General features: G+C 38.1%; 10 protein-coding genes and 1 pseudogene. 8 read left to right on the plus strand and 3 right to left on the minus strand.

The genetic code is table 11. The annotated features are described in order from the left end of the window. Positions 1-72: 72 nt before the first annotated feature. Positions 73-1,560 (minus strand): IS1380 family transposase, encoded by a 1,488-nt coding sequence (locus CAL7507_RS18940; RefSeq protein ID WP_015126936.1) that lies wholly within the window; start codon positions 1,558-1,560, stop codon positions 73-75. A 1,106-nt stretch (positions 1,561-2,666) separates the two neighbouring features. Next, the gene (locus CAL7507_RS18950; protein WP_015130104.1) at positions 2,667-2,897 is read right to left on the minus strand and encodes a hypothetical protein; all 231 of its coding nucleotides are present in this window, start codon (positions 2,895-2,897) and stop codon (positions 2,667-2,669) included. Positions 2,898-3,382: 485 nt separating this feature from the next. Between CAL7507_RS18950 and CAL7507_RS18955 the strand changes: the two genes are divergently transcribed. The 8 genes and pseudogenes from CAL7507_RS18955 (at position 3,383) to CAL7507_RS18985 (ending at position 13,931) form a co-directional block, all read left to right on the plus strand. Beyond that, a complete protein-coding gene (locus CAL7507_RS18955; protein ID WP_015130105.1) occupies positions 3,383-5,302 on the plus strand; it encodes an aldehyde dehydrogenase family protein in 1,920 nt (639 codons plus the stop codon). Between the two features lie 4 nt (positions 5,303-5,306). Further along, on the plus strand, positions 5,307-8,249 hold the full coding sequence (locus CAL7507_RS18960) for an FAD-dependent oxidoreductase (RefSeq protein WP_015130106.1): 2,943 nt from the start codon (positions 5,307-5,309) through the stop codon (positions 8,247-8,249). Then, entirely contained in the window at positions 8,236-9,396 is a 1,161-nt protein-coding gene (gene devC, locus CAL7507_RS18965) for an ABC transporter permease DevC (protein ID WP_015130107.1), read from the plus strand. The genes CAL7507_RS18960 and devC (CAL7507_RS18965) overlap by 14 nt, the downstream gene beginning before the upstream one ends. 2 nt (positions 9,397-9,398) lie before the next feature. Continuing rightward, a complete protein-coding gene (gene devC, locus CAL7507_RS18970) occupies positions 9,399-10,583 on the plus strand; it encodes an ABC transporter permease DevC (protein ID WP_015130108.1) in 1,185 nt (394 codons plus the stop codon). Next, positions 10,580-11,251 (plus strand): annotated as a pseudogene (locus tag CAL7507_RS33145) (DevA family ABC transporter ATP-binding protein); the annotation flags it as partial. The gene devC (CAL7507_RS18970) and the pseudogene CAL7507_RS33145, both read left to right, overlap by 4 nt. A 117-nt stretch (positions 11,252-11,368) precedes the next feature. Further along, positions 11,369-11,902 (plus strand): GAF domain-containing protein, encoded by a 534-nt coding sequence (locus CAL7507_RS33150; protein WP_236556989.1) that lies wholly within the window; start codon positions 11,369-11,371, stop codon positions 11,900-11,902. A gap of 1 nt (position 11,903) precedes the next feature. Beyond that, a complete protein-coding gene (locus tag CAL7507_RS18980; RefSeq protein ID WP_015130110.1) occupies positions 11,904-13,625 on the plus strand; it encodes a fatty acyl-AMP ligase in 1,722 nt (573 codons plus the stop codon). Between the two features lie 45 nt (positions 13,626-13,670). Next, positions 13,671-13,931 carry an acyl carrier protein gene (locus tag CAL7507_RS18985; protein WP_015130111.1) on the plus strand — a complete coding sequence of 87 codons (261 nt, stop codon included), beginning with the start codon at positions 13,671-13,673 and terminating at the stop codon, positions 13,929-13,931. Positions 13,932-14,257: 326 nt separating this feature from the next. On the opposite strand, the gene CAL7507_RS18990 is transcribed toward CAL7507_RS18985, so the two are convergent. Continuing rightward, positions 14,258-16,603, minus strand: coding sequence for a PhoX family phosphatase (locus CAL7507_RS18990; RefSeq protein WP_015130112.1), 2,346 nt, complete (start codon positions 16,601-16,603; stop codon positions 14,258-14,260). Between the last annotated feature and the right edge of the window lie 482 nt (positions 16,604-17,085).

The raw sequence follows: 17,085 nt of genomic DNA on the forward strand, positions 1-17,085 counted from the left end.
GGGTTGAATCCAGTAAAACAACCCAAATTTTAAGCTAATAATTATAAAATTATAATTCCAACTAAGAGAAAATTAACCAGGGCATTTTAGCCGAGATAAATAATTATAAGCTGTTGCGAAAATCTCTTTGTAGGGGTAAGCATTACTAATTGCAATCAAAACCCGTCGGCGACTAACAGTAATAATTGCTCCTAATTTCAATAACTTTGTACGGATAGTTCCAACTTGAGCATTTTGGAGTTCGGTTTTTGCCAAACATTTCTCTCGGAGGGCATTCATCAAAATATAAGCTATGGAAGTAAACCACAGACGTAATTGATTACCAGCAAATGTATGAGTACTAGTTCTGTCACTTTTTAATTCTAATTTTTGTTCCTTGAAACAATTCTCTATATTGCCTCGTGGACAATATTTTTGAGTATAAAGCCGTCCTGGCGGTACTTTTTTACTAGGGAGTGAAGTCACGACAAAGCGAGTATTTACTCCTTCATTGCTATATTCAATTTTTGAGACAACGCGGCGATTACGGCTCCAACTTAAGAAAGTTTTATAATCGAGAGAACAATACCAAACTGAGCTATCAACCAATGCTGTTGCTTGTTTTTTTAAGTCATCTGACGGAGTAAATAAGGTTTCAAAAAACTCTACTACGGTTTCAATTTTTTGCGAGTATTCCAGAAAAGCTCGGTATTTAGTTGATTGAGACAGTTGAATTAGCCGACTGTTTTGTGCCAATCCAAACACATAATCTACTCCGATTTGAGATTCGCACCAACTCATAATATCTTCTCTCGAATATGCACTATCTCCACGCACAAGAATTTTCACATTACTCCAACGTTCACGTATTAGTTTAATTACTCGTTGTAATTCTGGCAATGCCTCTTCTGCCGGATCTACATTTGAAGCACGTAGTTTTGAGGCTAATAAATGTTTCCCACAGAAAATATATAGGGGAGCATAGCAATACCCTTTATAGTAAGGGTTAAAGAAAGATTTTTCTTGATTACCGTGTACTAAGTCATCAGTAACATCCAAGTCTAAAACTATTTGTCGTGGTGGTTTCTGAAAGGATTCTAAAAATATTTCAACCAGCAGTTTTTCTATTGCTTCTGCATCATGCTCAATTCGATGATATCGACTCTCGGCTCTATTTGAAACATCTTCTGGACAGTGTTCAAGACGATTTAAGGTACTTTTTCCGGCCATTTTAACTGGTTCTTGTCCCGAAGTAATGGATTTTCCAACGGAGAGCGCAAACATCACATCATGACGTAAAGTTTCATGGTCATTGATGTCTTCATAACCCATTACTAAACCATATACTCTCTGTGCAATTAAACTACTGACCGAATGTTCAATTCGATTTTGTTCTCGGTAATCTTTAAAACATCCTGCTAGCCGTGATGTTATCTCCCTTTTTCGGTCTAGCTCCGCAATTAAAGTTACTCCGGCATCTGATGTTACAGTCTCACCGTTGAAATTAACTACGACTGGACATGACTTTACTGATTCAAATTGGAACTGTTCCGGTATACAACCTGTTTTATTGGGGGTCATGCTTAAAACTGCTGGAATTCATGTGCAATAGATATTTTGGCAGTTTTCGACCCCTATTTTTTTCGGCTTGTGAGAAATCCGGGTTATAGTGCATTTGTATTGATGCTTGAGATTTAGCCTTATTTCCTGCCTTAAATGTGGGAATTTTATTTTTTGTGTAGGAATTTTTGTATATTATGTATGCTTGAACGGTGACTTTAGTCATGGATGTATTTGTGACTTTTGTCAGGATATTTTTTTTAATAAAAGAGGTTTAATAATGTGAAGTAGAAACTAAATAATCTAAAATTTATGGGAATATCGGCTTTCAATAAGCATCTGATAATTCAGGGAAAGTTATGGCTTTTCCTATTTATATAAATGTTATTTAGTAACTCCTAATGATAGGTAAATTTCTTGGTAAAAAAATAATAAAAATGAGCTACTATGACTTTAATGAGCATTTCTGGTCGCCAAAAACTGTCTGTATTCAATCAAAATCAGGAAATTCTAGCCGAAAATCTTCTTACAAAAACTTAATTATTCTTGTCCCAATAATATTGATGCCTGTATGCATAGGCTTGTTAATAACAATTTTATTTAGAATCAGCAATAGCCATCTAGATAGAAATTTTATCAAAATAAATAATGTTGATGGTAATTGCTTGATGCTTAAAAGTAACAGTGGAATTCAAATTTATTGCTCTAACTTAGACTAATTTTAATAATTAAAAATTCAAAATTAATCGGAGAAACATACTCCCCGCAGTGATGGCGGCGATCGCTTTATTTGATTGAGATTTCCTCTAAGAAAGAGGGCGACATCTCACTAGCCGTAGTCTAGATTGGGCTATACATCAAGCGCATACTGCCAAAAGTGCTCCTCCCCTTCAAGCAACGAAATAGCGATCGCCTGGGCGTGCGGTTGCGACTTAGAAGCTCACTGGTGTTATCCAAAAAACGGCGAGTTTTGCACTTAGGCATCCATGCGATCGCAGTCCTTGTTATTCTCCCCACAATGGTAACGTAAAAATGTCATTAGCTTGTGGGACTTGCAAGGCAAAAATTTGCTGACGGAATTTCCGTGATTGGCTGTTCAGGGATGGAGATATTCGGTAAGTCAATATTTATCTACTGCGGCACGAAGTATTGAATACTAAAACTAAAATTATTCCACCTATAAATGAGATGAAAAGTAGCATCCAAAGCATTCTAGCTTTATCATTGACGATATCGTAAGCATCTTTCCTAAAGCTCAAAGAAAGCAAGCTAAAAGCAGCAAGACCATTTACTAAAAAAGAAATGCTTAATGCAATAACTAGAACAGTACACATCACATCTCTTTGTAGATTTAGCATAATTTTTCCTCGAAGGTAAAACCAAATACAATTACTCAGTATATTTAAACACAAAAAAATAGAAATCAAGGGCTAGGGCGATATCAATACTGCAAGGGAGGAATGGCACTAAGAAAAGCGCAAATCCTGAATATGGCTTTGGGTATAAATGAACTTTAATGTCATTAATAGCCTAGTTTTTTGACTACTACAGGAACTCTGTAATCATAGAAGTCACTCTCTGCTGTCACCATATAAAACTTATATGCAGTACCCTAATTGAGAAGTTATACCTACTGTGCGGACTGATGATTTAGAAATGCGATCGCACTTGGTAATTATTAACGTCTTCAGTATTTATTCGGATATGATTCACAACAAGGTAATATATAGTTAAAATACTCAATAAATACGGAGGCGCATCAGAGTACATTTATTTTTTAAGCAAAATCACCTTTAATTATGGTAGATTTTAAGCAAAAATTAAGTAATTATTAAATATATATATGAAAAATGCATTAAACTCGCTTCTAGAACCATTAAATAAACTTTCGGCATCTGAACAAATGGTTTTAGAAAATATAATGCAACCTGTTATATTTTCAGCCGGAACTTATATATTTAAAGAAGGTGGGATCGCGGATAGCTGTTACATCCTTAAAGAAGGTATAGTACGGATTGAAACGGCATCAGAGAATAATTCTAATTTTGTACTTAATTATTTGGAAGCTGGGACAATTTTTGGAGAAATAAGCGTATTAGATAAAATGCCTCGTTCGGCTACTGCTTATGCTCAAACAAATATAATAGCTAAAAAAATACTAATTAAAGAGTTAGAACTCTTATTAGAAACTTATCCAAAAATATTAGTTTGTCTCTGGGAAGTGTTTGGAAAAACTGCTGCCCTGAGAGTTCGTTCTTTGCAGGAATTGGCGATTAAAAAAAATAACTTCGAGATATACCCAGAAGTGGAAGAAATGCTCGATAAAGCTTTACAAGCTCAAAAAGAAATTCAAACTTGGTCTGAAGAACGTATAGATGCCTTATTACTCGTAATTGCTTCATCAGTTGCGGAACACGCCGAATCATTAGCAATAGCAACAGTAAAGGCTACTCGTGTTGGGGATATTTCGGATAAAGTTACTAAGAATAAAATTGCTAGCTTGGGTATTTATCGCTCGCTGGTTGGTAAATCTGGATGCGGATATATCTCAAATTATAAAATTAATAATGTTTGTGAAATAGCAAGTCCAATGGGAATTATTTTTGGCATGATTCCCATGACTAACCCAGTTGCAACAGCAGTTTTTAAAGCTTTAATTTGTATAAAAAGCCGTAATGCACTGATTTTAAGTTTCCCACTTTCTACTAAGAATGTTGGCACGTTAGTTTGTGAAATTATTCAGGAAGCTTTAATTCGGCAAGATGCACCTGTAGACCTGATTCAGTGGTTAAAACATCGTAGTTCCCGCGAACAAACAGAAATATTAATGAAGCATAAAAACGTCTCCTTAATTTTAGCAACAGGAGGCGCGAATATGGTGAAAGCTGCTTATAGTTCCGGAACTCCGGCAATTGGTGTGGGTCCTGCTAATACGCCTACCTTAATTTGTGCGGATGCAAATATTCAACATGCTGCCCGCAGTATTATTGTCAGCAAATCATTTGATAATGGATTGATTTGTGGTTCTGAACATAATTTAATAGTTGATGCACGAGTTAGGAAGAACTTTATTAAAGTATTAGAACAAGAAGGTGCAGCAATACTTACACAGGAAGAAAAAAGCTACTTTAGCACCGTTGCTTTTGAAGATCAATCGCATCGATTGCAAGCAAAAATTATTGGTCAGTCAGCGGCTAAAATTGCTGCTATGGCAAATATTAAACGCGATTATTCCATCAAAGTAATTATAGTTCCGAATGAATCTGTAAATTTAGATAATCCATATGCTTATGAGAAGATGGCACCGATACTGAGTTTATTTACGGTTCAAAATGAGATTGAAGGTATAGAGCTTTGTCGGAGGATATTACAGATAGAAGGGAAAGGACATACAGCCATTATTCACACAAAAAATAAGGCATTAGTGAGAAGATTTGGGTTAGAAATGCCAGCTAGTAGAATATTAGTAAATTCGCCAGGAGTACATGGAATTATAGGTTTGACAAGCGCTTTAGACCCATCATTCACATTAGGGTGCGGTACGTTTGGGGGAAATTCAACTACTGATAATGTTACTTATCGCCATCTTTTGAATTTAAAACGGATCGCATATTATCAAGCGCCAAAGTTTTTAGATCCAGAGATATTTAAAAATACATATCCCTGGTGGTTACTGCAATTACTGAACTTATTAAACTTTTTAAAACTCAATTCTTTAGTTACATTTATATCGCAACTAGTTTCGATTGAATTGAGAAGATAAAATTATGAGTAACCCAATACGTGTTGTCTGTCTGGGTGGTGGCTATGTTGCCATGTGGTTAACGAAAGCACTGCGAAATGCCATCATCTATAAAAAAGTCGAGATGATAGTTATCAGTCGAGATAACTATCATACTTATCACGGCTTTATTGCTGAGATGTTGACTGGAAAAATTCAACCTAGTCAGGTTGCAAGTCCAGCTAGAAGAATATTTGAACCCGCATATTTTTATAATGCAGAAATTGAGAATATAGACGTTATCAAGCAAGTTATTACTACTAGTCGTTCTCTAGATGGAAGGCAATATGAAGTATCTTACGACCATTTAGTGATTTCATTAGGTTCGGTGGATGACTTATCAAGGTATCCCGGTATTGCCGAACATGCAATGAAATTAAAATCTTTTAATGACTGTTATAACATCCGCAATCACATCATTCAAATGTTGGAATTAGCGGAAATTGAAACAGACGCAGAAGAGCGATCGCGTTTGCTAACATTTGTAGTTGCTGGAGGGAATTATGGTGGTATTGAAGTTGCAACTGAGTTAGCTGACCATTTCCGTATTTTGATTAAAAAAGAGTATCGGCAAATTGCACCTGATGAAATCAAGGTAATAGTTATTCATAGCGGGGAACGGATTTTATCCGAACTAGTATTACGGTTTCCAGAGTTGGTAAGGTATGCTGAAAACTTTCTCCATGAAGAATTCTCTAATTTAGAAATTATTACTAATACTCGTATTGTTGCCGCGACACCAGAAGAAGCAATACTTAGTAATGGAGAGCGAATTTCGACTCGGACAATTATTAGTTGTACGGGAACAGCACAATCACCTTTATTAGACAAACTCCCGTTGGAACGGGATAAATACGGCAAAATTGTTACAGATGAGTTTGTCCGAGTCAAAGGAACAAATAATGTTTGGGCAGGAGGAGATTGTGCTGCGGTTCCTTTACCAACGGGAGGTACTTGTCCACCCTTAGCTATTTATGCTTTGACTTGTGGCTATCAAATTGGTAGCAATATTCTACGTTCAATCGAAAGTAGAAAACTAAAAGCTTATAAATTTACTGGACTTGGGGATGCTGTTTCTCTGGGAAATCGTCACGCGATCGCACATTTAAAAGGTGTGCCATTATACGGGTTTAATGCTTGGGTTGCGTGGAGAATAGCTTTGTTTATTTTTGTGCCATCGTGGGAGCGAAAGCTTCGACTTCTAATCGATTGGTCAATGTGGCCTTTTTTAGGTCGAGATATTATCAGCATGAAAGCGCAAGAAAAGCAAAGTTTAAAACAAGCATATTTCCAACCAGGACAAGTCATTGTTAAACAAGGAGATATTGGTCGTTGCTTGTATTTAATCCGCAATGGAGAGGTGGAAGTTTTACAAGAAATGTCGAATGGGGAAGTAATTATTCAAACTCTCGGTTCTGGCAAACATTTTGGTGAAGTAACTATCGTAGAAAATAGCCCTCAGATTGCAACTGTCCGGGCTAAAACAAGCGTGCAATTAGTCGTGATTGACAGAGAAGAAGCATTATTATTGAGTAATTCTTTGTCGGCTTTTAACGATACTAATCGCTTATTGTCATCCGATACATTTGCCAAAGAAAATATCGAAGAATATCATGCGATCGCATCAGACACCCCCAGAGGCAGTATCGCACCAGTTAACTCGGTCATGTCCGCGACTTTAGAAGCAGCTCCTTGGCAAGAGTTACCATCAAAATCACCAGCAAGGATTGGTAGTAGCCGTATATTAACAAGATCGGAATCGTCGCAACGTAGTAAGTTCGGTTCTTTGGGTCTAGCGTCAGTAGTCATACTTGTTGCATTATCAAGTGCGACTACCTACGTATTAACCTCTAAAAAAGTTGCTACTCCCGAACCGAGGGAAAATGCGATCGCATCCCAAAAGCTAGAAATAATCGCACTAGGACGCTTGGAACCAGCTGGAGAAATTATATCTGTAGCCGGCCCTGTGGGCGAACGAATTGGACATTTGGAAGTTGCGGAAGGAGATAACGTTAAAAATGGACAAATTTTAGCTTATTTAGAGAGTTATAACGAAAGACTGCAAACCCGAAATTTAGCCGCAGCTAAAGTTCGGGAAATCCAGGAACAAATTAAAACTGATACATTACTGCGTCAAGTTGAAGCTGAGAAATCTCAGTCAGAAATTGAACAAGTTAATACACCCCAACTCCTACAAATTAAATCGCAGCAAGCTTTGATTCGCAAAGCAGAAGTGGAATTAAGCGAGGTAATTAAAACACGCGATCGCTTTCAATATTTGTCTCAACAAGGTGCGATCGCCAAACAAGATTTTGATAATAAGCAATTAATTGTCCGTCAAGCTGAAGAAAATCTCAATCAAGCGAAAGCAACTTTAGAACAGTTAGCTCAAACTCGTTCGTCTAATATTCGCACTGCCCAAACAGCTTTTAAAGCTTCCCAAGTTAATTTAGCAAGAGTGGACAGTCATAGCGGACTAGAACCTGCCAAAAATAATCTGGCTTTAGCACAAGCTCAGTTAGAACGTTCAATTATTCGCGCTCCGCAAGATGGTAAAGTTCTCAAAGTTTTCGCCCACACTGGTGAAGCAATTTCTCAAAAAAGTATTTTACAGCTAGGTGATACACAGCAAATGTTTGCTGTTGCAGAAGTATATGAAACCGATGTGAGTAAAGTCAAATTTGGTCAGGAGGCAGTTATTACTAGTCCAGCTTTTACTAAACCGATTAAAGGAACTGTTGACAAAGTTGGCAATCTCGTATTTAAAAATAACATCATCGGCGATGATCCAACAGCAGAAAAAGATGCCCGAATTGTCGAAGTCAAAATTCGTTTACAACAAAGTGAACAGGTTGCTAATTTTAGTAACCTGCAAGTCGATGTCCGAATTCAGTTAAATAATCCGGGGAAAATAGGTGCGAAACCGTAAAAATGCTCAAACTTGGAATGGCCCTGCATTAGCATGGCTGAATTTAATTCATGCTAAAACTCGATTTTTTGTTGCACTTTCTGCAATTGGTTTCGCGGTTACTCTGATTTTTATGCAGTTGGGATTTTTAGGTGCTGTACTCAAAACAGCTACTTTCATTTACGATAATCTTAACTTTGACATTGTTTTGATTTCTCCAAAATCACTCGAAGCTAGTTATACATTACCATTTTCTCGGCAACGTTTATATCAAGCAGCCGCAATTCCTGGTGTGGCTTCGGTTGCACCTTTTTATATTTCATTTAAACAATGGCGCAATCCAGAAACTAAGTTCACACGTTCAATATTGACAATGGGCTTTAATCCTAAAGATAAAGTATTTAAAGACCCAGAGATTAATAAATATAGACTAGAACTGCAAAGCCAGGATAAGTTATTAATCAACCGCTATTCACGACCTGAATTTGGTTCGCGGCAAGTTGGCTTAAAGACTGAACTGGGAGGTCGTGATATTGAAGTAATTGGATTTTTTTCGATGACAAATAGTTTGCGGGCAGATGGGACTGTCGTCATGAACGACCAAAACTTTATTCGTCTTTATACTGGTCGTTCATTTGATGATATTAGTTTAGGATTAATTAAGGTAAATCATCAGGACAATATCAATAAGATTATCCAAAATTTACGGCAAGTATTACCGAAAGATGTCGAAGTTTTAAGCCGCGAACAAGCTGGAGAAAGAGATAAAAACTACTGGCTAACATCAACTTCCATCGGCATAATTTTCGGTACAGGAGCAATCATGGCTTTTATTGTGGGAACTGTAATAGTTTATCAAGTACTTTATAGCGATATTACAGAGCATCTGGGCGAATATGCCACATTAAAAGCAATTGGGTACAGTAATTTGAGATTATCTAAAGTAGTTTTACAAGAAGCAGTTATTCTTGCTTTTCTTGGTTTTTTACCTGGTTTTTTTATTAGTTCAAGTTTATATACTATAACTCGGTTAGCTACAGGCTTACCAATGGAAATGAGTTATGGACGCGCTAGTTTTGTTTTTATATTAGCTAATATTATGTGTTCTATATCTGCTTTATTATCGTTACGCCAAGTTTTAACAACTGACCCTGCTGATGTTTTCTAAATATGCTCTTATTTAAGTTTTCTCTAGCTTGGATTAACTTAGTTCATAATAAACAGCGCTTTATTACAGCATTAGGTGCAGTTGTTTTTGCAGTTTTGCTGATGTTTATCCAATTAGGATTTCGCAATGCAATGCTTCAAAGTAGCGTTGAGTTTATCAATCGTTTGGATGCAGATTTAATCCTAACTAGCCGTCATCGATACGTTAGCTTTTATGACTATACTTTTAAGAAAAATAGATTATATCAAGTCCAAGGATTTGATGGCGTGCAAGCAGTTTCACCGTTGTATTTAGCTATGGGGATTTGGAAAAATCAAGGGGGTGTACGTCAACGTCCCATCAGAATTTTTGGATATAACTTAAAATCTCAAACTTTTTTAATTCCCGACATTCCTAATTATATTAATGCTTTACAGTTTCCCGACACTGTGATAGCAGATAAAAAATCTCGTCAAGATTTTGGCGAGATTACACCAGGAGTAGAGGTAGAATTACTCGACAGAAAGGTGAAGATTATCGGAAACTTTCAGTTAGGGACTGATTTTGTTGCTGATGGAAATTTAATTACTAGCGACCAGAATTTTCTCAGAATATTTAACGGACACCCTTACGGGGATTTTGGTAATATTCGTACTTCCTTAGATGATGTTGATTTTGGATTAATTAAGATTAAATCGCACCATTTTAATGTCAAAACCTTGGTAGAAATCCTCAATAAGTCTTTGCCTCCAGATGTTGTAGTCATGACTAAAAAGGAATTTATGGAGCAAGATATCAAGTATTTTGATAAATCTACTCCCATTGGTTTTATGTTTGGTTTAGGGACAGTAATTGGCTTTTTTGTCGGCATAATTGTTGTTTATAACATTATTTATACAGATATTAATAATAACTTACCTCAATACGGCACTCTCAGAGCCATCGGATATTCTAATTCATACTTGGTTGCCATTATTGTATTGCAGTCAGCAATCTTAGCAATAATTGGTTTTTTTCCAGGCTTATTTGCAAGCATATTAATTTATCAGGTTATGGCAAAATCTACTGGTTTATTAGTGGAGATGAGTCTTGGTGTTGCCTCCTTGGTAGCAATTCTCACGATTTTTATGTGTATATTTGCAGGATTAATCGGTGCCAAAAAAATACAAGGACTAGACCCAGCAGAAGTATACGAGCAAAAAAGATGAGAATTGAACCAGTAATTAAAGTTAGCAAAATTAATCATTATTACGGTACGGGACAACTGCGAAAGCAAATCTTGTTTGATATCAGTACAGAAATTCAAGCTGGAGAAATTGTGATTGTAACTGGACCTTCGGGTTCAGGAAAAACTACCCTATTAACTTTAATTGGTGCTTTGCGTTCAGTTCAAGAAGGTAGCTTGACAGTTTTAGGACAGCAGTTAAATCGAGCTAATAATAAACTTTTAGAAAATGTCCGAAAAAATATTGGTTTTATATTTCAATCTCATAATTTACTAACTTCTTTAACAGCTAGCCAGAATGTACAAATGTCATTAGCTTTGCATGGCGGCATTTCTAAACGAGAAGCTGAACGAAAAGCGCAAGCAATACTAGAAATGGTAGGACTGGGCGAACGAGTTAATTATTATCCCAATCAAATGTCTGGAGGACAAAAACAAAGGGTAGCGATCGCCCGCGCTCTTGTCACAAACCCTAGTGTAATTCTTGCGGACGAACCCACAGCTGCTTTGGATAAAAAAAGTGGGCGAGATGTTGTTGAAATGCTGCAATATCTAGCGAAACAGCAAGATTGTGCAATTTTGTTAGTGACTCACGATAACCGCATCCTCGATGTCGCAGATAGAATTATTAGTTTGGAAGATGGGTTTCTTACTTCATCAAAAAATACATCTTCAAATAATTCTCATCGGTTGGCAAGTTTAAAATGGGAGTTGATTAATCATGTTGAAGATTTGTCATTAAAAGATTTTTTAAGTTTACTTCAGCAAGTGACAGGAGAATTTCAAAGTTTTTTAATCTTAATCGATAATGAAGCTACAAGAAAGTGTTTAGAAGAAATTATCGAGGCAATAACTTTGAAAATTACGCATCTATTACAAGCCGAGCGAAGCACTATTTTTATAGTAGATGATACTCCGGGAAACTTGTGGTCAAAAATTGTTCAGAGTAATCGCAAAAAACTTTTAAAAGTTGGCATAACTGCTCATTTTGGGATTGCTGCTCATGTGTCAGCAACTAGAGAATGCTTGAATATTCCCATAGCTTCGCAAGATTACCGCTATAGCCCAGCAATTGACGAACAAACTGGATATCAAACTCGAAATATTTTATGCTTACCAATTTTAAATAGTCAAAGTAAAGTCTTGGCAATTTCACAAGTTTTAAATAAGATTGGTAATAACTGTTTTGATCGGAAAGACGAGCAGCTATTAGGTGAATTCTCTCAACAGATTTCAGCTATTTTTGATATTTGGTGTCATTTACAAAAATTACATAAATCCTCAATAACTGGTAAACATTAACATGGTTTTTTGTCCCGATTTGACTTCAGAAAAATTTGCAACATTAATCGAACTGCTGCGCTTTAGAGCATTTCATCAACCTGACGAAATAGCTTATACATTTTTACTAGATGGTGAAAAAGATACAGTTAACTTAACTTATGCAGAATTAGATCAACAAGCTCAAACTATTGCCGCTTATTTGCAATTCAAAGAGCGAGTTTTGTTGTTGTACCCACCGGGTTTAGAGTATATTGCAGCTTTCTTTGGGTGTCTGTATGCTGGTGCGATCGCAGTCCCAGCTTATCCACCTCGTCCAAATCGCTCTTTACACCGACTTCAGTCAATTGTTGCTGATGCAGAAGCTAGTACAGTACTGACGAATACGGCTGTTCTCTCAAATTTAGAGCGACAGTTAGCGGAATTACCTGATTTAAGAGCATTAAACTGGCTAACTACTGATAGTACTGATAATAATTTAGCCAACAAATGGCAGCAGCCAGAAATAGATAGCGATTCCCTAGCATTTTTGCAATACACATCAGGTTCTACGGGTACACCCAAAGGAGTAATGGTTAGTCACGAAAATTTACTCCACAATCAAAAGATGATTCAGGCAGGTTTTCAACATACAGAGAAAACCATTATCGTTGGCTGGTTGCCCCTATATCACGATATGGGCTTAATTGGTAATGTACTGCAACCTTTGTACTTGGGTGTTCGCTGTATTCTCATGTCTCCAGTTGCTTTTCTGCAACGTCCGATTCGCTGGCTAGAAGCAATTTCCCGCTACCAGGGTACTACCAGTGGTGGCCCTAATTTTGCTTATGACTTGTGTATACGAAAAGTGACTCCCGAACAACTATCTACCCTCGATTTAAGCAGTTGGGATGTAGCTTTTAACGGAGCCGAACCTGTACGTGTAGAAACGATTGAAAAGTTTTCATCTACCTTTGCATCCTGTGGTTTCCGAAAAGAAGCTTTTTATCCCTGTTATGGAATGGCAGAAACAACTTTATTTGTTTCTGGTGGAATAAAAACAGATGCACCCGTTTACATCACAGCTCGAGAAGATGAACTAGCACAAAACCGCATCGTTTTAGCACAAGGAACCGAAGGAACTCGAACTTTGGTCGGTTGCGGGCAGACATACATTAATCAAGAGATTGCGATCGCCAATCCTGAAACTTTCATTCGCTGTGCTGCTGATGAAGTTGGTGAAATTTGGGTTGCCGGCTCGAGTATTGCTCAAGGTTACTGGAATCGTCTCGAACTAACCGAGCAAGTATTTCGGGCTAGTCTTGCTGACTCAAAAAGACAGTTTTTCCGCACGGGAGACTTGGGGTTCTTGCATAATGGCGAATTATTTATTACTGGTCGTCTAAAGGATTTAATTATTATTCGCGGTCGCAACCATTATCCTCAAGACATTGAGATGACTGTAGCTGATAGTCACGAGGCATTAATACCCGGAGCCGGAGCAGCTTTTACAATTGATTGCAAAGGGGAAGAAAGATTAGTAATTGTCCAAGAAATAGACCGTCATTACAGAAACTTAGATAATGATGCTGTTGCCGAAGTGATTAGGACTGCGATCGCACAGCAACATGAATTACAAGTCCATGCGATCGCACTGATAAAAATGGGTAGTATTTGCAAAACGTCAAGTGGCAAAATTCAGCGTCATGCTTGCCGAAATGCTTTTATTAACGGAACCCTAGAGTTATGGGGTAAAAATAAATAAATAGACAAAAGACGAAAAATAAATTAAATACATTCTTGCAGAATCATGAAAAACAAAAATTTAGAAGCAATTCAAGCTTGGTTCATTTCTTACCTTGCTGATTTATTAGAAATAGAACCCGCACAGATAGACATCCATAAATCCTTTGATAGCTATGGCTTAGATTCAGCTAGTGCTATTACTGTTGTCGGGGATTTAGAAGATTGGTTGGGGTCTAGTATTTCTTCTGAAATAGTTTACAAATATCCCAGCATTGAAGCTTTGAGTCAACATTTAGCTCAAGATAACGGTTCTACCGATCCCTAATTCAGTAATCGAGAGCAATCATCACTGTAGTTGCGATCGCAGTAGCAACAGCCGTCAGTGTCAGAATTACCATAAACTTATTATGTATAAAATGAGTTTACATCTCCATTTCACACAAAACTAAACCCAAAATTATCAAAGCTTTGTTGGGTTGAGGCTTTGCCAAACCCAACAAAGCCTGATAACTGATAACTGATACCTATTTTGTATGAAGATGCACATAATAATACCCCCCTGTAGTCCCCCCTTGGTAAGGGGGGACGGCGATAGCCGGGGGGTGAATTATATGCAGCTTCACAAAGAAACGGTATGATAACTGTTCGCTGTTAAATAAACTTACCTACAGAGTTTTTCCGCCGGATGCCAATTACAGATGGACGGGGAATACCTGTAGACTGACCTTTACCACCATCAGCGGCGGGGATATTACTGGGCCAACTACTGCCACGAGGAACACTGCGAGTTTGATTGAATGTTGTACCATTCAAATCTAATATCTCAATGCTGCGGCTGAGTGTTGTGCCATCGTTAATTGGCGAATCTTCACCGGGATGCTGTACAGAAATAATCAGCGTATCTGCTACAAATGTTGGGCCTGTCATTTCACAACGCACTGGCCCGTGGGCAAATGGTATCACTTGTCCGGCATTAGCCCCACTAGTGGGGATGAAGAATAGCCAGTTATTGCCAAAAACTCCAGTGAAATCGGATACATTGCCACTAATTGTATGATCGATGGTGGTTGGCTTGGCAGCAGCACCAAGATTAAAACCGTTGTGGGTGTTGGTAGACATATCTGTCACACCCCAAACGTTTGCTTGTTCGTCGAACACCAAATTATCGACATTAGCAAAACCAGCACCAGATACAGAACCCGCTTCTCCGCCTTGTGCTAATCTTTGCCAGCGGAAGGTTTGACCTGTACCATCGGCACTATCTTCAATAATTTTGTATAATCCCCCTGATTGCTGTGTAGCGTTAGCGGTTTTGTTTAACTTGGCAACTTGGAAAATGCGGGAATCAGGATAACCATCGCTTCCTGGTGCGCCATCGGTGTAAGCAATGAATACTTCTTTGGTGCGCGGATGCACTTCTAAGTCTTCGGGACGTGCTGTGGGGGTGCCACCAATCAAGTTTGCGGCGAGGAAAGCGTCGGCGAGAACAGCACCTTGAGAAGTGTAAAAGTCAGATAGCTTTTTATTTTGATAAGCAGGTAAAGCTGTGGCTTCATTAGTGCGATCGCATTTGAATATACCACCATCTTTAGTTTGCTGGGCAATACCATTGCGTCGCGGTAGCGGTAAAAGTCCTTCTTTTTGTACTTTCCCTAAAGCATCAAATTCTACTGAAGAAAGTACAGTCGGCGAAATGGGATTAGTGACAGTATTTAAGAGTAGTGGTAGCCAGCGACCTGTACCATCGGCATTGTAACGCGCCACATACAGCGTACCTTTTTCCCATAACTTACTGTTGCTTTTACTCGTCGGGGAGGAAACATTATCAGCGCTGACAAATTTCCAAGTGTGTCCCCCACGCCTGTCATCTCCCATGTAAGCAACTAATTTCTTCCCGGCTTCAGCTCGTAAGGTTATATTTTCGTGGTGGTAGCGACCTAACCAAGTGTGTTTGCGAGGACGGAAATTTGGGTCTGCTGGGTCAATTTCTACTATCCAGCCATATTTTTCTCCAACTAAACCAAAGGTCTTACCAGTGCTGCCATCGGTGTACTCTGTTTGAGTACCATTACTCTTGACTGCTTCTGTCACACCTACTGTATTTTGAAAGTTTTCTTCAGCTGTTAAGATAGTGCCCCAAGGCGTTGTACCGCCAGAACAATTGTAGGCAGTACCAATAATTTTGTTACCCAAACCATCAGCGCTAATGTTAAAAACTTGGGTAGCTGCTGGGCCTGTAGCGATTAAATAGTTTTGATCGCCTTTTTGGTGACTGAGATTTCCCCAAGCAGTGATGTTTTGATAACTATCAGTGCGTTGGCTGTTAATTCCTAATCCAGAAAGACCATGAATTCGGCGATTTTTGGCATCTTTAACCACAGCAAAACGCTTGCTGCTTTTATTGCGAGCCAGGCGAATAATTGAACCACCCAAATTATATAAAAACTCCCCTTCAGCTTGAATATCTTTAGTTGCTGGTAAAGCCCAGCCAATTACTGACTCAAAAGCCGTCGGTAGTCCTTGCAAATCATTATCAGCGTCTAGTAATAAAGCAGAAATAGGATAACTCACATATTCGTGATTTACCCACAAATAGCCCTCATCTTGATTTTTGTTGATGGGGACAAAAGCAGTATAATCGCAGTTATAGCCGACATACTCGTCTTTGTTGGCAAATAAGCGATCGCCCCAACTCACAATCACATAACGTTCATATTCTGGTGGGACTACCACATCATCAATAACACTGTAGCTAGTTAACTTCACATCAGCAGATGCATTTAAAACTTTCCCCTGACCTCTTCCTGTGGGCAAAAAGTTCTTTTGTTGTTGATAAATCGGTAAAGGATGGGGCAAACGTACTGGTGTAAAGTTTAGAGATGTAGTTTTAGCTTCTGCAATTTGAGAAATACCCTCTAGGATTTTGTCTCCTAATGCAGCAGCGCCAACAGTACCTGCAAAAAACGTTAAAATCTGTCTCCGACTCAATTTAGACATGAAGATTTCCTCTGCTTTGTTGACAAGATTTAGTAGAGTTTGATTGGTATAAAAATGGTGAATTTAACTAGGATATATAGTAGCCCGCTCTGATTTTTGAAATTATTTGCGTAGTCAGGGACTGGGGACTAGGGATTGGGGACTGGGTCAGAAAGGATAAGAGGTGTACTGAATTTGTTCAGCAATCAAATAGGAGTCCTCTATATGTATTTTGAGATAAACAACAAATTAACCAGCGATTATATGAATCCGGTTTATTTTGGCACAAATCGTCAGATACAGGCTTATGTTGACTGTGCCCACCCTACTAGTACTCTGTCAAGATAAAAATGATGGACTGTAGTGCGGGCATCTTGCCCGCGTGAGCGAGACGCTCACACTACCAAAAATCCCTCAAAACAAAATTGACAGACTACTAGATTTATCTCAAGAGTTAAATATGGATTTTATACAATGCGAATGTATACATTAAAGATTAAGAT

The sequence above is a fragment of the Calothrix sp. PCC 7507 genome (assembly GCF_000316575.1).
In the GTDB taxonomy this organism is placed as follows: Bacteria; Cyanobacteriota; Cyanobacteriia; order Cyanobacteriales; family Nostocaceae; genus Fortiea.

What these genes read in the sequence shown, in the direction of transcription:
- CAL7507_RS18950 (WP_015130104.1), bottom strand. Translation starts at nt 2,897, where the DNA reads ATGCTAAATCTACAAAGAGATGTGATGTGTACTGTTCTAGTTATTGCA.
- CAL7507_RS18980 (WP_015130110.1), top strand. Translation starts at nt 11,904, where the DNA reads ATGGTTTTTTGTCCCGATTTGACTTCAGAAAAATTTGCAACATTAATC.
- CAL7507_RS18955 (WP_015130105.1), top strand. Translation starts at nt 3,383, where the DNA reads ATGAAAAATGCATTAAACTCGCTTCTAGAACCATTAAATAAACTTTCG.
- devC (WP_015130108.1), top strand. Translation starts at nt 9,399, where the DNA reads ATGCTCTTATTTAAGTTTTCTCTAGCTTGGATTAACTTAGTTCATAAT.
- CAL7507_RS18990 (WP_015130112.1), bottom strand. Translation starts at nt 16,603, where the DNA reads ATGTCTAAATTGAGTCGGAGACAGATTTTAACGTTTTTTGCAGGTACT.
- CAL7507_RS18940 (WP_015126936.1), bottom strand. Translation starts at nt 1,560, where the DNA reads ATGACCCCCAATAAAACAGGTTGTATACCGGAACAGTTCCAATTTGAA.
- CAL7507_RS18960 (WP_015130106.1), top strand. Translation starts at nt 5,307, where the DNA reads ATGAGTAACCCAATACGTGTTGTCTGTCTGGGTGGTGGCTATGTTGCC.
- CAL7507_RS18985 (WP_015130111.1), top strand. Translation starts at nt 13,671, where the DNA reads ATGAAAAACAAAAATTTAGAAGCAATTCAAGCTTGGTTCATTTCTTAC.